Source organism: Hathewaya proteolytica DSM 3090 (assembly GCF_900142225.1).
GTDB classification, from domain to species: Bacteria; Bacillota; Clostridia; order Clostridiales; family Clostridiaceae; genus Hathewaya; species Hathewaya proteolytica.
The window spans coordinates 98175-121571 of sequence record NZ_FRAD01000010.1; the positions used below are offsets into that span (position 1 = coordinate 98175).

Genomic DNA, 23397 nt, shown 5'->3' on the forward strand with positions numbered 1-23397 from the left:
AATGGCAATTAAATCAATATTGACATCACAAACTGACTTTACGGGTGAGTTTCCTGTAAGTGAGAATACCCTTGCCCTTTGGCGATTCAATGAGTCTGGACCTGACTCCGATGTTAAACTTGTAGATGCGAGTGGCCACGGTCGGCACGTCACTATATCGGGATGGTCTGGAACATCGGCAAGTCTCCCAAGCGGTCGTTATGGACGATTTTTTCGTCAGAATATTGTTAATCCGACATCAGAGAAAACCTACTTGATTGCAAAGAATGATGGTACATTTTTCTCCAATTTAGGCGATAAAATCGCAGTAGGTGGATGGATAAACCCAACTACCTACTCTGTAGGACAGACCTTTATTCCGCTGTTTAATACAAGACAAGGTCCGGGTCAACCTATTCTATACTTGTCCCTGTACCAGGGCAGACCTCGAATGATGTTATATAACTCTTCTGGTTCACTGATTCTCGACCAGAGTGAAACACCAAGTTTTAACATGGTTAATGGTGGGTGGTACTTTATTGCAGCAATTATTGAAGTGAATGCCAAGACATCGCAGTTTATTCTTTGTAACCGAGCAGACGCAACGGTCTGGATTGCACCCAAACGGACATTCACGGGAACATTAAACCCATCTTGCACAGCCGATATTGTGATTGGAATGCATGCAAATCAGTATTATTATGCAGGTGGATTTGATGATTGGTTCATTGAAGTGAATTCACAGCTTACAATTGAGGGTTTAGAACGACATTTCAAGCAGTCAATGCTTGCCAACGGTGGTGATACCAGTGGTGCGGTTGATGCTATAACAGAGCCAGGTGTGGTAACACTCCTCAAGGATACTAACAACAGATATCCTGAAAGTGGGCAGCTTACGACTATAGCTGCAGAATGTTCTCTTGCAGGTAGTGGTCGGGTGTCTGTAACCTCGGAATATACTGCAGGTGTGACTTCTATTTCTACTATAGAGACGGCTACGTCAGACGATTTGCAGGATTGGTCGGCGTGGCAGGAGGTGGGTTCCAACGGTGAACTGGTTTCTCCAAACCGTAACTTTATTCGTTATAGGATTACACTTTCAACTATTGATCCCTTGGTTACACCGAGACTTTTGGATATCACACTTCACGACATACCGAAAGCTCCATATGAAAAACTGGGTTTTGCTAGGCCTGTCGTGCTGGACGAGAATGGCGCATGGGAAGCAGTACTTGAAAATGCATATGACATCATCGTAACGGGAGAGATTAATGGCGCAGATACTTTGGAATTCAAACTGCCATGGAATGATAACAAACGTGTATATTTAGATAATGAAAAACAGGTTCAGGTTGCACATGACATTTATCGCATAAGGACACTGACAGATGAAAAAGGAGCAGATGGAACAGGGATTCTGACCACTGTATATGCGGAAGCAGCATTTTATGATTTGACCTTTTCAGATGAAAAACAGCCGCGAGAGTTTAATGCCGATTTACCCTCTGTTCCAATGAGTTATGCGTTGGAAGGCACAGGATGGTCTCTTGGTGTAGTTGATGTCACTACCAAACGGACATGGCAATGCCAAGAGAAGAATGCATTGGCCATACTCAGAATGACGCAACAGATTCACGGTGGAGACTTAGTATTTGATAGTCGAAACCGTCTTGTAAATTTACTTACATTTAGTGGTAGAGATAGTGGTGCATTATTTGCCTATAAGAAAAACCTTACAGGTATCAAGAGAGTTGTTGATACCCGCTCTCTGGTGACAAGGTTATATGCCCATGGTAAAGATGGCATGACCTTTGCCACGATCAATAGTGGCAATGAATATGTAGAAAACTATGAATATTGCAATGAGGTGCGGGTTTCAACACTCGATCTTTCGAATTTCACAAATCCTTATCAAATGCTTGAGTTTACGAATATGCGACTCGCAGAATTTTCAAAGCCCCGTGTTTCCTATGTGCTATCAGCGATGGATTTGTCTGTGCTGACAGGTTATGAGCATGAAAGGTGGTCACTTGGCGACATTGTGACGGTGGATGATAGAGATTTGAATCTTACTATCAAAACAAGGGTTGTTCGCAGACAATACAATCTTCAGGAGCCATGGAAAACTGTACTTGAATTATCATCAAAACTTCGTGAACTTGGTGATACGTCTTCTAGCATTCTCGCTGATCAGCTCGACCAAAGCAACCTCATTGGGCAGGAAATCAAAGATATGGTGCCGTTTAACCATCTGCGTAATAGTAGAGCAGACGATGGCTTTGCTTACTGGCAGAATTCAGGTTTTGAGGTGGACACTGAAAAAGGTGTGACAGGTACAGCTTCATTTAAAGCGGTAGGTTCTGCAACCTCTACAAAAAGTATGGCTCAAACAGTATATCCTGCATCCCGCCGTAACTACACCATATCAGCACAAATAGGATCAGATAATCTCCAAAAAGGTATAGATGGACAAGTGGGTATCGAGGTAGTATTTGAGTTTGAAGATGGAACTACTGAAACGAGATTTATTGACCTGTTTTAAGAAAGGATGGTGATTGATTTGGCTGTATTTCAACAAATTGCTCGTGATGCAACACCTAAAGGGTATGGAACGCTTCACTCTATCACCATTCGGTTGGTAGTTTCAAACTGCACGGGAGAAGTATATTTCACTGACATTATGCTGCAGGCAGGTTCTATAGCCACTGGCTGGGTCGGTCATGTATGCGAAATCAAGTGGACGAACGACGGGTAGGTGATGGCTATGCAGGAAAGCAATTTTATACGTTTCGCGGAAGTCATAAAAGTAAAATCAGAAAAGCGTATAGTTAGTATTACTGTGCGTCCCCTTATTACCAACTGTACGGGTTCGATTTATTTCACCGACCTACAACTTCAGGAGGGTGACAAGCTGACAGGATACACGCTACACACGGAAACGTTCCTAAAGCATTCGCCTAATCCGGTACGTTTCCACAATGGTGTAGTCCGTAGTGGAGACACAATCATTATTTTTAACCTCGGAGAAACTTCAAGCGGGCTAGATTGTTATATCTACCCCCTGCAAGCTATGGAAGCTGGTAGTATTCAGCTTTCACAGGGGATGGGTTCACATAAGGTAAAATTTGATTCAGAGGCTTACCCAGGTGATGAATTTGCACTTAAGGCTTCAACAAGAGAGTGTTTGAGAAACGGCTATCCCACGCCGAAACATGGATTCTTTCAATACACAGCCGCTACCGACAGTAAGCACCAAGTAAAGCTACAAGACAGAAAATCTGCTAGGGTATATTTCGAATACAAAGAAATGCTGAAAGGGGATCTGCGTCCATGAAAGATTATATTAAGGGTAAACGCTGTATGGTATGGTCCTTCATGGGCAATGCTCGGATGTATCAGGCTTTGAACGATTACGGTGACCGTTTAGATACTGTTGGTATTTTCACTTTTGAGGTAGACATCACAGGCACGATAACGGAAACAGGTACTAGCGTTTCTTCCCTTACTCCATATCGTACAAAGTGGCCACATATCAAATGGTTACTTACCATTATGAACCATGGGACAGAGAGCATATTTACGGCTCTGAGAAATAACGAAGGTGGTGCAAAGTCGAAATTCCTCTCAGAAATAGTGCGTATTATGAACAAATACCCTTGGTGTGCAGGTGTAGATATCGATTTAGAGCGCGGTGGCGGATTTGAGAACCGTGCTGCCGCAAATGCTCTATTCGCTGATATATACTCGACTGTTAAAAACTATGATTCATCAAAACTGGTCAATATCTGCTTACCTGGAATGACGGGTGTGCAAGGATCAGTTGGTGGAGAAAATTGGTGTGTTTATGCCGACCTTAACGATTATTGTGATACGGCAGCAATCATGAGTTATGGCATGGCATGGGCAGGTTCAGCTCCAGGTCCAGTATCACCAAGGAGCTGGCTTGAAGGTATCTACAATTATGCTATTACAGCTATGTCACCACAAAAAGTATATATGGGTTTACCTGGTTACGGTTGGAATTGGCAGATTTACGACTATCCATCCAACCTAGGTAAGACTTATCGCGGTACATCGAACACTTACTATGCAGCTAAGAACTGGATGACTGGGGTGTATAACTTTACAAATGATCAGCCTCCACAACCATTTATCCCAATCATTGCCTACTGGGATGATCACGATAAAGTACCATGGGCGCTGCCACATGTCTACGATTATATGGAAGGCTGGGACGCAGTATCACGAGAAGCTCCTATTATTGCTGAAACATATAATCGGCGAAAATATCTTACTTGTTACGGGAAAACACAAAAGTCGGAGTTTGGAACTATATATGTTAACCGAGATGGTGAACCGAACAGCTACACAGATGGTGTTGTGGTTGGTAATGGAATGATCACTCTTTCGTCAAGTGAAGGTAAAGCGGAGTACAACTTTACAATTGACAAATCAGGTACTTATGATGTAGTTGTACAGCTTTGCTTTCCGTTCTGGGATAAGAATGGTATCACAATTGCACTTGACGGTACAGTGGTTAGCTACTCAGAGAATCGTCTATGGTGGCCATACTGGAGGAAAACTTATTGGGCAGAACTTGCCACTAATGTAAATCTCCTAGCAGGAACACATAGCATTACGATTGAAGGTGGTGTAGTTGGTACTCAATTTTATGGTTTCCGGGTTTGTTCTAATTTTAGTGAACATCCTTCTGCTGGAGAGGCAACCTTCAGTTTATCTCCACGAAGCTTTAAAGACGTAAATGGTAACATGGCTGTTCCAGACAAAGGGTTTAAGCTTACTACAGAGGTTTTGCGCCGTAAGCCGGATTCAGCGTTAGCTTGGTATGAAGACTTTAGAGATCCCGTCATCCTGCCAGAAAGCTACTGGCAGACGTTATCGGGGAGTTGGAGTGTATGGCAAAATCCTGAAGACAATGGCAATCGTCCGTATTCTCAGCTTGAAGGAAGTGGTCAGCTTGCTTGGAAATACGATAGCTTTCGTGATGTGCATATCCGTGCTAGAATTGCCTTTCCTATGAATGGTAGCGGAAGAGCAGGGATATTTTGTGGGAATGTGTTTTGCTGTATCAACATTGACACCCAACAAGTGGAGCTATACCAAGGCTCTACATTACTTGGTAGTTATCCGGCAAGTTACTATAAGACTTCAGATGCTGACATTCGCACCAATCCGAATATGTATCTCATTGAAATGAGGAAACGTGGAAATAAGGTGCGTGTCTACTCTGGGAATTCCAACACACTTCGTTTTACTGCAAACATCTCAAGTACGGGTGGCTATTGTGGTATTCAGTCCGATGGGCAAATTAAATGTGAACTTCTCCGCTTAGGCGATGCATGGACTTATGAACCTTACGAAGCCTTTGATGTCACCATGCCAGACGGATCACTTATGCAGTATGGCAGAATTGCTAGGAATGGTGTAACTTGGGATAGTAAGTTTCATGTATTTACTCTTACAGCTGATGTAGAGGAAGCCTCCACCAGAAGTGAGGATATTTCCATGGATTATGACTTTTATCATAGTAATCTCTTGCAGATACCATGCAATGCAGATTATACAGCGAAGGTTATACCAAAGGACATAAACGTCTGGATATCTCGGTTGTTTCTCGGTGATGCAGATGGCTTTTCAATTTTGTACTATCAAGATGTGGATTCGCTGGTCTACTGGTCAAACGAAGCGGCTTATCGTTGGGACCTACGGGGTATTGCTATCTGGTCATTGGGACAGGAAGATATGCGGCTATGGGAAGCTTTGCCAAAACAAATATAGAGGAAAAATAAACTATACAAGTATACGCTTGCCTATTTCGGTTGGCGTTTTTTTATGTAATCAAAATGATAGGAGGTTAAGATAATGAAGGAAATTTGGAACTGGATTCAAGTGACATTTGCTGTTGTTGGTGGTTGGCTCGGATATTTTCTCGGAGGATGGGACGGATTTTTATATGCTTTACTTACTTTTGTTGTGATTGATTACATCACAGGTTTGATGTGTGCTGTGCTTGATAAGAAGCTATCCAGTGAGGTAGGCTTTCGCGGCATATTCAAGAAAGTACTCATCTTTTCACTGGTAGCAATCGGTCACATTATTGATAAAAACGTTATTGGAGATGGCTCTGTTATACGAACAGCGGTCATCTTTTTTTATCTTTCAAATGAAGGCATATCCATACTTGAAAATGCTGTTCATGTTGGTCTGCCTGTGCCACAGAAACTCAAGGATATATTAGAGCAGCTTCACAACAGAAGCGACAAGGAGGACTATAAATGAATCTACGTAAATTAATACTTACGAACAATGCCTGCTACAAGGCAGGTAAAACAATAAAACCGAAGGGTATAATGGTTCACTCAACAGGGGCTAACAACCCAAACCTAAAACGCTACGTTGGTCCAGACGATGGCTTGCTAGGAAAGAACCAGTATAACAACCATTGGAATCAAAGCAAACCTGGAGGGCGTGAAGTCTGCGTCCATGCCTTTATTGGTAAATTAGCAGATGGATCTATTGCCACCTATCAAACATTGCCTTGGAATCATCGTGGTTGGCATGCTGGAGGAGCTGCTAATAATTCCCATATTGGTTTTGAAATTTGCGAGGACGGTTTGACCGATGCCTCGTATTTTTCTGCTGTTTATAAGGAAGCTGTGGAGCTTTGTGTATATCTTTGCAAACTTTATGGGTTTAGTGAAAGAGATATCATTTGTCATAGCGAAGGTTATAAACGAGGCATTGCCAGTAATCATGCAGACGTGATGCACTGGTTTCCTAAGCATGGGAAGAGTATGGACACCTTTCGAGCGGATGTAAAGAAACTATTAAGTGCCGAAAATAAACCAGCAGACACGGTGAATAAGAAATATTACCGTGTGCAGATCGGTGCTTATTCTGTTAAAGCAAATGCTGAGGCACAGCTTGCCAAAGCTAAAAAAGCAGGCTTTACGGATGCATTTATTAAGTATGATTAATCAAATAGAGCAGGTAAAAAAACAGTATTTCTTAAATTTCATCAAGCCTCTCAAATAAAATATTAAACTATTAAATTTAAGTAGCCTGTGAGGGTTCTTCCCTTGCAGGCTCTTTTTTTATGCCTTGATTTAATTAAATTCTACAAATCCTCAACTTCGACCTGTTCCCACGGCTATTAGGTAGGAGGTGATTCCTAGTGAATCAGCACGAGAATAAAAAAGTTACGAAGATCTCGGATGAGGTTATAGACAAAAGCACCACCGCACTTAAGAGAGTTTCACAGGAACAGTTACAACGTGAGTTTGATTATATCCAGGCAGAAAAGTTGCTGAGAAAGATGCTCGAAAAAGGCTTAATAACTGAAGTGGAATTTAACAAGATAGATGCACTCAACCGCCAAACTTTCTCCCCTTTTTTAGCTGAGATAATGCCCTGAAATCCTTGATATATAAGGGTTTCAGAGGTAATATGTGACATACCAAGAAGGAGGTGAGAGGATGAAAAAGATAACGAAAATAGAAGGGAATCTAGCCAACTCTTTTATTAAGGCAAAAATGCGAGTAGTTGCCTACTGCCGAGTTTCAACAGATAGTAATGAACAGCTAGTCAGCTTGCAAGCACAAAAGGCCCATTATGAGACCTACATAAAGGCGAATCCGGAATGGGAATATGCAGGCTTATATTATGACGAGGGAATCAGCGGCACGAAAAAGGAAAACCGCTCTGACCTACTTAGAATGTTATCAGACTGTGAAACTGGGAGAATTGACCTAATCATTACAAAGTCCATCAGCCGATTTGCGAGAAATACTACAGACTGCTTGGAGATGGTTCGAAAACTGATAGACCTTGGGGTTCATATCTATTTTGAGAAGGAAAACATCAATACGGGTTTAATGGAAAGTGAATTGATGCTCTCCATTTTAAGTGGGCTTGCAGAAAGTGAGTCAATTTCCATTTCTGAAAATACGAAGTGGGCCATTCAAAGACGATTTCAAAACGGAACCTTTAAAATTTCCTACCCACCATATGGGTATCAAAACATTGACGGTCAGATGATAGTAAACCTCAAGCAGGCTGAAGTTGTGAAGTATATTTTTGCAGAAGTATTATCGGGCAAAGGTACACAGAAAGTTGCAAATGATCTTAATCAAAAAGGTATCCCATCAAAAAGAGGTGGCCGTTGGACGGCTACTACCATTCGAGGGATTCTGACCAATGAAAAATATACTGGCGATGTTATTTTGCAAAAGACTTATACTGACAGCCATTTTAACAGGCACACCAATTACGGTGAGAAAAATATGTACCTAGTAGAAAACCATCATGAGGCAATTATCAGCCATGAAGATTTTGAAGCTGTGGATGCCGTTCTCAATCAGAGAGCAAAGGAAAAAGGCATCGAAAAGCGCAACAGCAAATATTTAAACCGATATGCTTTCTCTAGCAAAATTATCTGCTCGGAGTGTGGCAGTACTTTCAAAAGACGGGTTCATTCATCTAGAAGAAAATACATTGCTTGGTGCTGCAGTAAGCATATAAGCAATATAACGGAATGTTCTATGCAGTTCATTCGAGATGAAGATATAAAGACTGCATTTGCCACAATGATGAATAAACTCATTTTTGGTCACAAGTTCATATTAAGGCCACTTTTGGATGAGTTGCGCAGCAAGAATAATGCGAAAAGTTTTCGTAGAATCGAAGAGTTGGAAACTAAAATTGTAAACAACATGGAGCAGAGCCAGGTACTGACAGGTTTAATGGCCAAAGGGTATCTGGAACCTGCTCTGTTTAATAAAGAAAAGAATGCACTGGAGGCAGAAAGAGAAAGGTTTCTTGCCGAAAAGGATCAACTTACTCGTTCCGTCAATGGCAATATTGCAAAGGTAGATGAGGTTGACCGTCTGCTTAAGTTTGCCACTAAGTCCAAAATGCTCACAGCTTATGAGGATGAGTTGTTTGAAAATTACGTAGAGAAGATTATTGTTTTTTCACGAGAGAAAGTCGGATTTGAATTAAAATGTGGAATCACATTGAAGGAAAGGTTGGTGAATTAGATGGGTCACACACCCTATGGATATAGAATTGAAGATGGAAAGGCTGTTGTAGATGATAAAGCAGCAGAACAAGTAAAAGAGTTATTTTCAGGTTACTTGTCAGGATTATCCTTGAAGAATGCTGCAATAAAAGCTGGGATAGATTGCTACCATGCCACAGTAAGTAGGATGCTACAGAACAAGCAATACCTTGGAGACGAATTCTATCCTCCAATTATTGATGAGGAGATATTTGAAAAAGCAAGGTTAGAAAAACAAAAGCGAGCAGAAAAACTTGGACGGATATGGGAGCCTAAAGATGTACCAAAAACGGATTATCCTGTAAAGTTCAAAGCAAAACCTCTGGTACAAAAATATGACGATCCATATAAGCAGGCAGAATATGCTTACAGTTTGATAGAAAGTGAGGTGTAACAAGTGGCAGTGAGTAGAAATGTCACAGTGATTCCGGCAATTAAACGAGTCGGAAATAATAAAACTAGTGAGAGCAAACCCAAAATACGAGTGGCTGCTTACTGTCGTGTTTCAACGGATAGTGAGGAGCAGGCTTCAAGTTATGAAATTCAGATTGAACATTATACAAACTATATTAAGAAAAACAAGGAATGGGAATTGGCAGGGATTTTTGCGGATGATGGTATCACAGGTACAAATACCAAAAAGCGTGAAGAGTTCAACCGCATGATTGAGGAATGTATGGCAGGAAAAATAGACATGATCATTACAAAATCCATCAGCCGATTTGCCAGAAACACGTTAGACTGCCTTAAATACATCCGTCAGTTAAAAGATAAAAACATCGCTGTATTCTTTGAAAAAGAAAATATCAACACCATGGATTCCAAGGGTGAAATTATGCTGACTATTATGGCTTCCCTTGCCCAACAGGAAAGCCAATCCTTAAGTCAGAACGTTAAGCTGGGCATTCAGTATCGATATCAACAAGGTGAAGTCCAGGTCAACCATAAGCGTTTCCTTGGATACACCAAGGATGAAAACAAGCAACTAGTCATCGACCCCGAGGGTGCAGAGGTTGTTAAACGGATTTATAGAGAGTACCTTGAAGGAGCTAGTCTTTTACAAATATCAAGAGGACTAGAAGCAGACGGTATTCTTACAGCGGCAGGCAAAGCCAAATGGAGACCAGAAACACTAAAAAAGATATTGCAGAATGAAAAGTACATCGGTGATGCCCTTCTACAAAAGACATATACGGTTGATTTCCTTTCTAAAAAGCGGGTCAAGAATAACGGCATCGTTCCCCAGTATTATGTAGAAAACAGCCATGAGCCGATTATTCCAAGGGAGCTTTTTATGCAAGTTCAAGAAGAGATGGTTCGAAGAGCAAATCTTCGTGGCCGCAAAGGCGGTAAAAAGCGAGTCTATAGCAGCAAGTATGCTTTATCGAGTATTGTTTACTGCGGACACTGCGGCGATATTTACCGACGGGTACATTGGAATAACAGAGGCTACAAGTCTATTGTTTGGAGATGTGTCAGTCGTTTAGAGGAAAAAGGCTCTGAATGCACTGCTCCTACCATAAACGAGGAAACATTGCAGACAGCAGTGGTCAAGGCTATTAACGAGCTTTTGGCTAACAAAGAACCCTTCCTCTCAACCTTGCAGAAAAACATAGCTACTGTATTTAATGAAGAAAATGATAATGCCACCGATGATATTGATGGCAAATTGGAAGAATTACAACAACAGCTTCTTATACAAGCAAAGTCCAAGAATGACTATGAAGATGTGGCTGATGAAATTTACCGCCTTCGAGAATTGAAGCAAAATGCACTTGCAGAGAATGCAGAGCGTGAAGGAAAAAGGCAACGAATCGCTGAAATGACTGATTTCTTAAATGAACAATCCTGCGAGTTGGAGGAATATGATGAGCAATTAGTAAGGCGGCTTATTGAAAAAGTTACGGTATTTGATGATAAGCTCACTGTTGAATTTAAATCAGGTGTTGAAATAGATATTGAGATATAGGATATCAGAAATGGCGACCAATTGAGAGGTGTTACTTCCTTGATTGGTGGCTTTTCTTATTTACGGATTGACTTTGACTGTGAATATACGTATAATAATATCAACAATGTTGTTGATATTATTATTAATAAGGAGTGGACAACATGATTGATGTAAATGAGCTATTGGAAGAAGCTATTAGAGAAACTGAAAATCTAAATGATGGCGAAGTTTTTCTTGTTAAAGATTTATTCAAGGGATATGTGTGGAATAGGATACCCAGAAAGGATCGACTTCTGCTTGGAACGTTATTTTTAAACCATGTTAGCAAAATGAATGGTAATTTAAAGGCTATTGAAAAGACTTCATCTAATCAGCAGAGGTATAAAAAGACAATTGATAAGTTTTAACTATCTTTTGTGAAATTAAAAAAATTATAAATATGTTGAGTAGAAGCAAAAGATTTGGCTTGGAATTTTTACAGCAGTGAATCGATAAAAGGAGCATGCTTGATGGTAGATAATATTATTAAATCAGTAGCAGAGAAATTATCCTCTCTGTCTTATATAGAAGGTATTGTTTTAGGTGGTTCACGTGCAAGGGGCACCCATACAGAGGATTCGGATATAGATATCGGCATCTATTACAATTCAGAATCATTTGACATAAATACTATTAATCAATTCGCTACAAAGCTGGATGATGAGCATAGAAATAACCTTGTTGTACCTCCCGGAGCATGGGGTGATTGGATTAATGGCGGCGGATGGTTAGTCATAAACGGGTATCATGTGGATTTAATTTTACGTGATATTAAACGTGTGGAACAAATAATGAAAGATACAGAGCACGGAATTGTTACTGCCAATTATCAGACTGGGCATCCCCATGGTTATATTAGTGCAATGTATCGAGGAGAATTAGCGATTAGCAAAATACTATATGCTAAGAATGAAAGCTTATGCGAATTAAAAAAACAGGCAGAAACTTATCCCAATGCTTTGCAGAAAAGTTTAGTTAACTTTTTTATGTTTGAAGCAGGGTTCTCTTTAATGTTTGTAAAAGCAAATTCGGGAACAGACGATAAATATTATATTGCGGGTCATGTTTTTCGTATAGTTTCATGTTTAAATCAAGTGTTATTTGCATGTAATAATGCTTATTGTATCAACGAAAAGAAAGCTATAAAACTGCTTGAAACTTTTGAACATAAACCTGAAAAATATACCGAGAAGGTAAATCATATTTTTGAAGTACTCGGTATCTCACTTTTTGAATGCTACGACATGACCGAGAAGCTTTATAATGAAGTGAATGAAATTGTATCGGAGATAAATAACTTTTTAAACGAGGAGAGTTCAGATGAAAGAAAACAAATATGATGATAATATATTTTTTCAAAAATACAGTCAAATGAGTCGCTCGCAGAAAGGACTGGCTGGTGCGGGAGAATGGGAGACTTTGAAAAAGATGCTACCTGATTTTAAGGGTAAGCGTGTGCTTGATTTAGGATGCGGCTATGGATGGCACTGTATATATGCGATGGAAAACGGTGCTTCCTCTGTAGTAGGTGTTGATATTTCTCATAAAATGCTCGAAGTAGCAAAAGGAAAAACCCATTTTCCACAGATTGAATATGAATGCTGTGCCATAGAAGATGTGGATTTCCCAGAGGAGAGCTTTGATGTAATACTAAGTTCGCTTGCGTTTCATTATGTAGCAGACTATGAGAATTTAATAAAAAAGATATATAGGATGCTGAAGGCTGGTGGCAATTTAGTTTTTACAGTTGAACATCCTGTTTTTACTGCTCATGGAACACAAGACTGGTATTATAACGAAAAAGGAGAAATACTGCATTTCCCGGTGGACAATTATTATTATGAGGGCAAACGGACAGCTATGTTTTTGGAAGAAAAGGTTACAAAATATCATAGAACACTGACCACATATCATAGAACACTGACCACATATCTAAATACACTGCTTTCAAATAGTTTTATAATAAATCAGATTGTGGAGCCACAGCCGCCAGAGAACATGATGGATATTCCGGGGATGGCGGATGAAATGCGACGCCCAATGATGCTGATTGTATCGGCAAAAAAGAAGATGTAATAATATAGAAAAAATAAACGAGGAGTATGTAAATGAGATCAGAAAAAGAAATGATGGATTTAGTACTTTCTTTAGCAGAACAGGATGAACGTATTCGAATTGTGACCCTTGAGGGGTCACGCGCAAATATTAATATACCTAAAGATGAATTTCAGGATTATGATATTACATATTTTGTAAGTGATATAGAACCGTTTATATCTAATGATGACTGGCTTAATCAATTTGGGAATATAATAATGATGCAAAAGCCGGAGGATATGGAATTATTCCCACCTGAAGAAAAGGGATTTTCCTATCTTATGCTATTTGATGATTACAATAAAATTGATCTTACCTTATTGCCCTTGGAAGAGTTAGATAATTACCTAAAGGGCGATAAATTAATAAAGGTTCTAATTGATAAAGATTGTAGAATTAAAAGGGACATAGTTCCGACTGATATAGATTATCATGTAAGAAAGCCAAGCGCAAGGGAGTATGATGATTGCTGCAATGAATTTTGGAATGTAACACCTTATGTTATTAAAGGATTGTGCCGCAAAGAGATACTGTTTGCAATCGATCATCTGAACCAGATTCTACGGTTTGAACTACTTAGGATGATGTCGTGGAAGGTTGGGATAAAGACAGAATTTTCATTAAGTGTTGGGAAAAATTATAAGTATATTAACAAATACATTGATGAAGATCTATGGAATAGATTATTATCTACATATCGCATGGATTCCTATGAAAATATTTGGAAGTCATTATTTATATGCCACCAATTGTTCAGGGAAGTGTCCAAAGAGGTAGCAGAACTACTGGGGTTTGATTATCCAGAGTATGGTAAGAACATAACAAGATATACCGAGGACATGTATAAAAAATATGTTGAAAATGACTATTTTTAAAGATTAGCAAAGATTATTAACCATAAGCAAGGGGTGTAAATGTATGGAAAGTACTGATGTTATAAATGAAATTAGAGGTATATTACCTCGTAACTCAATTGGAAAATATGATTTACTAACTATTTTTACACATAAAACCGTTTTTGATAAAATTGTAAAAGTACTATCATTGGATTTTCAAAATAAAGTAGATTATGTGGCTGCCCCAGAAGCAATTGGATGGATACTAGGCACTGCCATAGCCAAAGAACTTGGAGTGGGGTTTATTGGAGTAAGAAAAGGTGATAAGCTGCCATACGCAAAAGAAGAGATTATTTCGACACATTTTACCGACTATTCAGGTCAAGATAAAAGCTTTGAAATATCTAAGAGTTCTATTGTGAGGAACAAAAGAGTTTTGATTGTAGATGATTGGATAGAGACAGGTTCTCAAATGAAGGCTTTAATAGCTTTGTTAGAGAAATTGGATTGCAGCATTATTGGGTTGGCTACTATTGGGATTGATATAAATGAGGTTACTCAAAAATGGATAGACAGCAGTTTTGTAGCTTATATTGGCTCAAACATATAATAAACCGAAAGAAAATCTTGAATCAAAATTTTGGATGGCGTTAATTTACAATACAACGAAAGATGTTTACTCTTTTTTTATAAATTTTAAGAGGCGTTAAAAAACAGTTTTCAGACGAAAGGAGATCGAAGTTGAGTATAGATTTAAGTAACAAAAAAATTCCGAAAGAAGCAATTCAAGCATTAAAAACTATAGCGGAACTACTTGATAATATGTTAATTGGGGTGTATTTGTATGGTTCGGCAGTAATGGGTGGTTTACGTATGAATAGCGATGTAGATATTTTGGTAATAACAAATCAAAGTTTATCTGAAAAAACTCGAAGGAATCTTACAAATAGGTTAATGCTTATATCTGGGAAAATAGGAAACATAAAAGATATGAGGCCTCTTGAAGTTACGGTCATAAATCAAAAGGATATTGTCCCTTGGCATTTCCCCCCCAAATATGAATTTATGTATGGCGAGTGGCTAAGAGAGCAGTTTGAAAAGGGAGAAATTCCTGAGTCGACTTATGATCCGGATTTAGCAATACTTTTAGCACAACTAAGAAAAAATAGTATTAACCTTTTGGGACCAAAGGCAACAGAAGTAATTGAGCCTGTGCCAATGACAGATATTCGAAAAGCAATTAAAGAATCGTTGCCCGGGTTGATAACTAGCATTAAAGGTGACGAACGCAATGTGATTTTAACTTTAGCCAGAATGTGGGTGACAGCATCTACTGGTGAAATCAGATCAAAAGATCTGGCAGCTGAATGGGCAATACCTCAATTACCTTATGAGCATGCCATTTTACTTGACAAAGCAAGAAAGGCTTATCTAGGAGGGTATATTGATAAGTGGAAAGGAATGGATTCTGAGGTGACTGAACTCGTTAATAATATGAAGAAGTCTATAGAGTCTTCCCTTAATCTCTAAAAGGCTGGTGTTGAGAATTCCATTGATAGGTTCTCTCATACCGAAATTTCTTAAAATGGTCAAAAACCGCTGGATATGTTCCCGTCTACCGATAGTTCCAAAAATGCTGCTGATATGTTTCCACAGACGGGCAAAGTAATATGACATCAATGCCATCAACTCGAGCCATGTGGAGTGCTGTGTGTCGCTTGTGAGGGAAAAAGAGTAAGAAAATTTTTTTGCATTGCAATTCTCACATTTTTAAACAGTATAAGATAAAATAACTACAGTTTTTAATTAAGTGGACATAAATTATTTCTAATTTTTCTATTATTAATGAGGAGAGGTATATATACTAGTGAAAATTAGTAAATACATTGAATAAACATTGATAAATAGAGGGTGATGGAAAGATGAAGCTTGAACTTAGAGAAGGTAGTTACGGTACTATTAAGTGTGTAAATTGTAAACGGGTTATGATGATTATAGATAGTAAAGTTATTGGCAGAGTAGAACTTAAATGCAATAGGTGTGGCGCTGTTTTATATTCTGAAAGATTGAATATGGGTAAATATACAACCTCTAAATCATCACCAAATGAGAAACCTAAGTATGTTAAGAATAGACAGGGAATGGAATTCCTGATTAATGATGAGTAATTGAATATGTGGTATAAAAAGGATATAGGGTTGAAAATTTTCAGCTTTATATCCTTTTTATTGTGCATGCATCCTGCGTGAGTACGTGAAAGTCTATAGTCTGACATAGTAATGGGAAAGACATAGATGAGAACAATAAGGGTGTCCATTGTCTCTTTTCTCGCTCTTGTTCCCCTCGTTTATTTTAGCACGTAATAATCAAAGTATTATAGATAAAGAAAAAACTGAGACTTGATGCCGAATAATAAATGCGTTATCATGTGACCGATATAGATTGGTGGTGATAATATGGGTTTGATTGAAGATTTGTTTAATAATGCAACATCTTTCACTGAGGGGTTTGGATACCCTAGTGATAGGGAATGGCGCATGTTGAATGAGGAAAGCGAAGAGTTAATTTTGAGATTAGATAATCTGTTAAATAATGAAGAAAAGTTATTGTTTAAAAACATTCTTGAAATAAGGCTTAGAATGTCTGGTTTGGAACTTGATAGAATGTTTGTGTACGGGTTTCGTATGGGCGCAAGGTTAATAGCTGACATTTATAATGAATATTAAAGGGTTTTGATAATATATTCAAACATCTAATAAAACATCGTAGGTATAACTACGGTGTTTTTTATATATAAAAGTAATTACTTTTATATGAATAAAAGATTGACTAAAATAATTACCATATGATATAATTAAACTTAATTAAGTGTGCGAAAGAGGTGGTTCAATGCCGAAAACTCGAAAAAAAGAAAGCCCACCGGAATTTTATACAGCGACAGACTTTCTTCGTGGTCAGGCTTCAAAAATTTTCAAAGAGGTTTCTAATGAAGATAAGGTTGTATTGGTCACTAGTCATGGGAAGCCTAATGCCGTTGTTATTTCATATGAGAGATATAAAAAGTTAAAATACAATGATGAGGTGGACATATAATGAATGTTTATGAACAAGCTGGTTTTATTTGGAGTATTGCAGATTTATTGCGTGGAGATTTTAAACAGAGTGAATACGGAAAGGTTATTCTTCCCTTTACAGTTTTAAGAAGATTTGATTGCGTTTTAGCACCATCAAAGGAAAAAATCTTGGAGATTAACGAGACCCTAACAATATCCAATAAAACTCCTATATTTAAAAGACATACGGGACATGATTATTACAATATCAGTAAGTTTGACTTTGAGAAATTAACAGATGACAGTACAGCAATAGAGGCGAACTTACGTGACTACATAAATGGGTTTTCAGAAGATGTAAAAGAAATTATGGATAATTTCGATATCTTTGCAGTTATAGAAAAGTTAAACAAAGCAGGGCTTTTGTATCTTGTGGTACAAAAATTTGCTGAGATTAATATGAGTGCAGATGCAATCAATAATCTTGAAATGGGTTATATGTTTGAAGAACTCATCCGTAAATTCTCTGAGCAATCCAATGAAACTGCTGGTGAGCATTTTACCCCTCGTGAAGTAATTGAGCTAATGGCGGATGTATTGCTTGACCCTGATGGTGATATTTTGCAAACAGATGGTAAGGTTATCACCATTTTGGACCCAGCCTGTGGAACGGGTGGGATGCTTTCTGTTGCTCAAAATAAGATAAGAGATAATAATGATAAAATTCAGGTGATACCATTTGGACAAGAGTTAAATCCTGAAACCTATGCTACTTGTAAAGCTGATATGATATTAAAGGGTAATAATAATAGCCGTGTTGTGCTTGGCAATAGTTTTAATGAAGACGGATTTAAAGAGCAGAAGTTTGATTATATGCTATCCAATCCTCCTTTTGGGGTTGAGTGGAAGAAGGTTGAAAAGTTTATCAAAGATGAAGCACAAAATCAAGGCTATGCAGGCAGATTTGGTGCGGGAACTCCTCGTATATCTGATGGCTCGTTGCTATTTCTACAGCATATGATATCTAAAATGACACCTGTTGATAATGGTGGTAGCAGAATAGCTATTGTGTTTAATGGTTCGCCATTGTTTTCAGGCGATGCCGGTAGTGGTGAAAGTGAAATTCGCCGATGGATAATAGAAAATGATTTGTTAGAGGCTATCGTCGCCCTACCCGACCAGTTATTTTATAATACAGGTATATCAACATATATATGGGTGCTAACCAATCGTAAAACTGACCGTAGAAAAGGTAAAATTCGTCTTGTAAATGGTGTGGCTTATTTTGAGAAAATGCGTAAATCATTGGGTAATAAGCGAAACTTAATCAGCGAAGAAAACCGTAATGCCATTGTTAAGCTATACTCTATGTATGAGCCACATGAGGACTATATAGATTTTGATAATACTGACTTTGGGTATCAGAAAATAACAGTCGAGAGGCCATTGTATGATGATAAGGGCAATGCTGTTCTAGATAAAAAGGGTAATAAAAAAGCTGATGCAGCTTTGCGTGATACGGAAACTGTGCCGCTAAAAGAGGATATAACTGAATATTTCAAACGCGAGGTATTACCTCATGTTTCAGATGCTTGGATTGATGAAAGTAAAACTAAAATTGGCTATGAAATTCCTTTTACAAGACACTTCTATAAGTTTACTCATCTTAGAAGTAGCGAAGAAATAATGAGCGAGATTAAAGAACTTGAGGAGCGTATTTCTAAAAAGATGTTGGAGGTACTTGGAGAATGAAAAAATATGACAAGTATAAAGACAGCGGTCAACCTTGGATAGGTGAAATACCAAAGGATTGGGAAGTAAAGAAATTAAAATATTTTGCAAAAATTAGGAACGGACAAGATTATAAAAATTTTGAAACTGAAGAAAATGGATATCCAGTTATGGGTAGCGGTGGAGAGTTTGCAAGAGCAAGCAAATACATGTGGAACAAACCTTCTGTACTTCTTGGGAGAAAAGGGACAATAGATAAACCCTTATACATAGACTTCCCCTTTTGGACTGTAGACACTATGTATTATACCGATATTAATTCAGATAGTGATGCTAAATATTTGTATTATTTGGCGACTACTATTAACTTTTCGTACTATCAATATGGTTCAGCGGTTCCATCGATGACGCAAAATGATTTGGCAAATATATATTTTTCTACTCCAGCAACTAAAGAAATCCAACATTCAATCGCTGACTACCTTGACCGAAAAACTGCTGCTATTGACAGCCTGATTGAAGACAAGCAAAAGCTGATAGAGTTGTTAAAAGAAAAAAGGCAAGCCGTTATCAGTGAAGCCGTAACAAAGGGTTTAGATAAAAATGCTAAGATGAAAAATAGCGGTATTGAGTGGATTGGAGAAATCCCTAAGGATTGGGAAGTATGGAAACTTAAATATTATACTGAAGTAAAAGATGGGACACATGATACACCTGAATATATTGATTATTCTGTTGATGCCATCCCGTTAGTAACATCTAAAGATATAAAAAATGAAAAAATTAGTTTTGAAGATGTTAAATATATTTCAACACTAGACCATGAAAAAATTTCAAAACGTTCTAACGTAGAAAAAAATAACGTAATTATGCCAATGATAGGTACGGTTGGTAATCCTGCTATTGTTGAAACGGAAAAAGAATTCTCCATAAAAAATGTTGCTCTTTTTAAAACAAATGACATTAAATATGCAAGGTATTTACAATATTACTTGAATTCAGCACTTACAAAAATGCAATTCACTTTACTAAACAGAGGTGGCGTTCAGCAGTTTGTTTCACTTGAAATTCTTAACAATATATATATTGTGGTACCCAAAAATATTGAGAGTATTGTTGACTATCTCGACCAAAAAATAGCTGATATTGACGGCCTTGTAGCAGACATTACAGAACATATAGAAAAACTCAAAGAATACCGTCGAGCTATTATCAGCGAGGTGGTTACTGGGAAGGTGGCGATATAATGGCTATTCAAACTAAAGAGATAACCTTTGAAAATGAAATTGAATATTCATTGATTAACCATGGTGGTTATATCAAAGGAAATCCAAGAGATTATAATCGTGAGTATGCCTTAGACACTGCCCTACTCTTTCGATTTTTAAAAGATAGTCAGCCTAAGGAATGGAAAAAGCTTGAGCAAAAATATGGCGTGCATACTGAGGCTAACTTTTTAAAAAGGCTTAATAAGGAGTTAGACAGTAAGGGTATGCTGCATATTCTTCGTCATGGGGTTATAGATGCACCGGCTAAGTTTGACTTATGTTACTTCCCTCCTGCCAGCTCTATGAACCAAACAAGTACAGAGCTTTATCAAAAAAATATATTATCTATCACAAGACAGGTGCATTATAGCTTAAAAAATGAAAATTCTATTGATGTGGTATTGTTTGTAAATGGTTTGCCATTTGCAACATTGGAACTGAAAAATCAGATAACAGGTCAGACTGTGGACAATGCCAAAAGACAATATATGAAAGACCGTGACCCTAGGGAATTGTTATTGTCCTTCAAGGCAAGATGCCTAGTACATTTCGCCGTAGATACGGATGAAGTATGGATGACAACTAAGCTAAATAATATTGATACTTATTTCTTGCCATTTAATAAGGGCAAGAACGGCGGTAAAGGCAATCCTATTGGAGATGGTACATATCGTACTTCCTATCTTTGGGATGAGGTATTGCAGAAGGATAGTATATTGGATATTATTCAACGATTTATTCATTTGCAAGCCAATGGCAGGAAAGAAAATTTGATTTTCCCACGTTATCATCAATTGGATGTAGTAAGAAAGTTGATTACTGATGTAAAAGAGAGTGGCACGGGCAACAACTATCTTATTCAGCATAGTGCAGGTAGCGGTAAATCCAATTCTATTGCGTGGCTTGCGCATCATTTATCCAACTTGCATGATAATGACGATAAGGTTATTTTTAATAGTATTATAGTCATTACCGATAGGCTTGTACTTGATAAGCAACTACAAGATACGATTTATCAGTTTGAGCATGTTGATGGGGTTGTAATTAAAATTGATAATAACTCTACTCAACTTGCAAATGCACTTAATACTGGTAAAAAGATTATTATAACTACTTTGCAAAAGTTTCCGTTTATATTGGAAAAGGTGAATGGATTAGAGGGCAAAAGATTTGCTGTGATTGTTGATGAGGCTCATTCTTCTCAAACTGGCGAGGCAAGTAGAAAGATGAAAGCTATTTTGGGTAATACTGATGGAGTGTCTGAAGACGAGTATTATCAGAAGATTGCTGAAGAAGAAGCTCGTGAGGAAAACAACCTTACTGATAGTGAAGATGAAATTTTAAAGGAAATGTCTACTCATGGAAAATTATCTAATTTATCATTTTTTGCGTTTACAGCGACACCTAAAGCTAAAACATTAGAAATGTTTGGCACTGCTGATTCAAATGGTATTCCTCAATCCTTTCATATTTATTCTATGAAACAGGCTATTGAAGAAGGCTTTATTCATGATGTGCTAAAAAATTATATGACCTACGAAACATACTTTAAGATAGGTAAAATGGTTTCTGATGACCCTAGGTATGAAAAAAGCAAAGCTAATAAGGCATTGGGTAAGTATCTTAGCTTGCACCCACATAATTTAGCTCAAAAAACGCAAATAATGATTGAGCATTTTCGTACTGTTACTAAAGACAAAATTGGTGGTAGGGCTAAGGCTATGGTTGTTACCGGTTCGCGTCTACATGCCGTAAGATATTACAAAGAGTTTGAAAAGTATATTAAGAAGATGGGGTATGAAAAGGAACTTGGCATCTTAATTGCATTTTCTGGTACAGTTCATGATGGTGGAGAAGATTACACAGAAGTATCTATGAATAAATTTCCTGAAACAGAATTACCTGAAAGATTTTCTAGCGGTGAGTATCAAGTGTTATTAGTTGCCGAAAAATATCAAACTGGATTTGATGAACCATTATTACACACTATGTTTGTGGATAAGAAATTAAGTGGTGTAAAAGCAGTTCAGACGCTTTCAAGGCTAAATCGTACTTGTTTTGGTAAAGAAGACACTTTCATCTTGGATTTTGTTAATTCTGTTGATGATATAAGAGAGGCATTTCAGCCATATTATGAGCAAACTACTATTGAGGAAGTAACTGATGCTAATATTGTATATGACCTTAAATCTAAGTTAGATGAATTTAGGGTTTATTGGGATAGTGAAGTTAATGCATTTTCAAAAGTATTTTTCAAGCCAACTAAAAAGCAAGGTAATTTGGATTTCGGAGCGTTAAACAATTACCTTGACCCAGCAGTAGATAGATTTAAGGCTTTAGCCGATAATGAGCAGGAAGAGTTTAAAAGCACATTGACTAAATTTGTGCGTACTTACTCTTTTGTCAGTGGTATTGTTCGTCTTGATGATAGGGATATGCATAAATTCTTTGCCTATGGTAAGTGTTTACTTAAAAAGTTACCTAAGAAAGGCGAAGTATCTCAGCTATTCTTAGATGAAGAAGTATCTTTGCAATATTATAGAGTGCAAAAAATATTTGAGGGTGCTATTGAATTAAAAGAAAGTGAAGCCCTATATAATTCCATGCATGTAGGCAAACCAAAAGCCGAAGAAGAAAAAGCACCATTATCGGAGTTGGTAGATAAACTAAATGATAAATTTGGTACAGACTTTACTAAAGAGGATATGCTTATTGTTGAGCAGTTTATTTCTGATATGGATAAAAATGAGGAATTAAGAACACAAGCTTGCAACAATTCAGCTGAGCATTTTAAGTATCCATTTAATGATGCGTTTATGAATATTGTTATAGATAGAATGGTTCAAAATCAAAGTTTCTGTGAAAGGGTGCTGGATGATGAAAAGTTCGGAAATACAGTAAAGGATTTACTTGTTGATGTGGTTTATGATAGATTGCGTCAAGCACAGATATAACTCAAATAATTTTTTTAGGGATTTATAGTGTCATTACGCTATAAATCCCTATTTTGATGTAACTATCCGTAAAAAACTTTGTTGTTAGAGTATAATTTTAGTAGGCAAAGGTAGTAGTAATTACTACTTATAAAAAAATAAAGGAGATACAAAAAGTATCTCCCATATACATAATATTTCCGTTATAATGTAAGTTATCGAGACAATACAAGAAAGGATGATATTATGTACAATACAAGTTTAAACGATAAAGAGGTAACTTTCAATGATTTAGAGAAAAAAATATATAAATATGTATGTGAAGAAGCATGTGAGTTAATGAAAGGGGTGCTGACGCGTCTAGACCGTAGGTTGATGGATGAAAGAGATACTAAGACTTACAGAAGTAAAGGATTGAGGCATACATGTAT

21 protein-coding genes and 1 pseudogene are annotated in these 23397 nt (G+C 37.5%); all 22 read left to right on the forward strand.

Annotated elements, in window-relative coordinates; genetic code table 11:
• Position 1 precedes the first annotated feature (1 nt).
• Complete coding sequence (locus BUA73_RS07035; protein ID WP_044037656.1) at positions 2–2521, forward strand: phage tail spike protein; 2520 nt, start codon at positions 2–4, stop codon at positions 2519–2521.
• 222 nt (positions 2522–2743) lie between these two features.
• Positions 2744–3313, forward strand: a complete 570-nt coding sequence (locus BUA73_RS07045) for a hypothetical protein (RefSeq protein WP_044037652.1) — start codon at positions 2744–2746, stop codon at positions 3311–3313.
• On the forward strand, positions 3310–5778 hold the full coding sequence (locus BUA73_RS07050) for a glycosyl hydrolase family 18 protein (RefSeq protein ID WP_044037650.1): 2469 nt from the start codon (positions 3310–3312) through the stop codon (positions 5776–5778). Before BUA73_RS07045 ends, BUA73_RS07050 begins: the two co-directional genes overlap by 4 nt.
• Positions 5779–5862: 84 nt before the next feature.
• Positions 5863–6279: a phage holin family protein gene (locus tag BUA73_RS07055; RefSeq protein ID WP_044037648.1), complete on the forward strand. Its 417-nt coding sequence runs from the start codon at positions 5863–5865 to the stop codon at positions 6277–6279.
• A complete protein-coding gene (locus BUA73_RS07060; RefSeq protein WP_044037646.1) occupies positions 6276–6977 on the forward strand; it encodes an N-acetylmuramoyl-L-alanine amidase in 702 nt (233 codons plus the stop codon). Before BUA73_RS07055 ends, BUA73_RS07060 begins: the two co-directional genes overlap by 4 nt.
• Positions 6978–7174: 197 nt before the next feature.
• Positions 7175–7414, forward strand: coding sequence for an SHOCT domain-containing protein (locus tag BUA73_RS07065; protein ID WP_084485389.1), 240 nt, complete (start codon positions 7175–7177; stop codon positions 7412–7414).
• A 61-nt stretch (positions 7415–7475) separates the two neighbouring features.
• The gene (locus BUA73_RS07070) at positions 7476–9038 is read left to right on the forward strand and encodes a recombinase family protein (protein WP_044037644.1); all 1563 of its coding nucleotides are present in this window, start codon (positions 7476–7478) and stop codon (positions 9036–9038) included.
• A complete protein-coding gene (locus tag BUA73_RS07075; RefSeq protein ID WP_044037642.1) occupies positions 9039–9452 on the forward strand; it encodes a recombinase family protein in 414 nt (137 codons plus the stop codon).
• 3 nt (positions 9453–9455) lie between these two features.
• Positions 9456–11027, forward strand: coding sequence for a recombinase family protein (locus BUA73_RS07080; RefSeq protein ID WP_024400882.1), 1572 nt, complete (start codon positions 9456–9458; stop codon positions 11025–11027).
• Between the two features lie 143 nt (positions 11028–11170).
• Positions 11171–11416: a single-stranded DNA-binding protein gene (locus BUA73_RS07085; protein WP_000567889.1), complete on the forward strand. Its 246-nt coding sequence runs from the start codon at positions 11171–11173 to the stop codon at positions 11414–11416.
• 102 nt (positions 11417–11518) lie between these two features.
• A complete protein-coding gene (locus BUA73_RS07090; protein WP_000228166.1) occupies positions 11519–12388 on the forward strand; it encodes a nucleotidyltransferase domain-containing protein in 870 nt (289 codons plus the stop codon).
• On the forward strand, positions 12369–13124 hold the full coding sequence (locus BUA73_RS07095; protein WP_072903427.1) for a class I SAM-dependent methyltransferase: 756 nt from the start codon (positions 12369–12371) through the stop codon (positions 13122–13124). Before BUA73_RS07090 ends, BUA73_RS07095 begins: the two co-directional genes overlap by 20 nt.
• 32 nt (positions 13125–13156) lie before the next feature.
• Positions 13157–14020 carry an aminoglycoside nucleotidyltransferase ANT(6)-Ia gene (locus BUA73_RS07100; protein ID WP_002294505.1) on the forward strand — a complete coding sequence of 288 codons (864 nt, stop codon included), beginning with the start codon at positions 13157–13159 and terminating at the stop codon, positions 14018–14020.
• Between the two features lie 43 nt (positions 14021–14063).
• A complete protein-coding gene (locus BUA73_RS07105; RefSeq protein WP_002294507.1) occupies positions 14064–14591 on the forward strand; it encodes a phosphoribosyltransferase family protein in 528 nt (175 codons plus the stop codon).
• 131 nt (positions 14592–14722) lie between these two features.
• Entirely contained in the window at positions 14723–15511 is a 789-nt protein-coding gene (gene ant(9) / locus BUA73_RS07110) for an aminoglycoside nucleotidyltransferase ANT(9) (protein WP_027622104.1), read from the forward strand.
• A gap of 392 nt (positions 15512–15903) precedes the next feature.
• Entirely contained in the window at positions 15904–16149 is a 246-nt protein-coding gene (locus BUA73_RS07115; protein ID WP_072903428.1) for a hypothetical protein, read from the forward strand.
• 288 nt (positions 16150–16437) lie between these two features.
• Positions 16438–16707, forward strand: a complete 270-nt coding sequence (locus tag BUA73_RS07120) for a DUF6809 family protein (RefSeq protein ID WP_072903429.1) — start codon at positions 16438–16440, stop codon at positions 16705–16707.
• Between the two features lie 163 nt (positions 16708–16870).
• A complete protein-coding gene (locus BUA73_RS07125; protein ID WP_072903430.1) occupies positions 16871–17074 on the forward strand; it encodes a type II toxin-antitoxin system Phd/YefM family antitoxin in 204 nt (67 codons plus the stop codon).
• Positions 17074–18786 (forward strand): type I restriction-modification system subunit M, encoded by a 1713-nt coding sequence (locus BUA73_RS07130; protein ID WP_072903431.1) that lies wholly within the window; start codon positions 17074–17076, stop codon positions 18784–18786. Before BUA73_RS07125 ends, BUA73_RS07130 begins: the two co-directional genes overlap by 1 nt.
• Positions 18783–20012, forward strand: coding sequence for a restriction endonuclease subunit S (locus BUA73_RS07135; protein WP_072903432.1), 1230 nt, complete (start codon positions 18783–18785; stop codon positions 20010–20012). Before BUA73_RS07130 ends, BUA73_RS07135 begins: the two co-directional genes overlap by 4 nt.
• Positions 20012–22987, forward strand: coding sequence for a type I restriction endonuclease subunit R (locus BUA73_RS07140; protein WP_072903433.1), 2976 nt, complete (start codon positions 20012–20014; stop codon positions 22985–22987). The genes BUA73_RS07135 and BUA73_RS07140 overlap by 1 nt, the downstream gene beginning before the upstream one ends.
• A 225-nt stretch (positions 22988–23212) precedes the next feature.
• Positions 23213–23397, forward strand: a pseudogene (locus BUA73_RS07145) (ISLre2 family transposase); the annotation flags it as partial.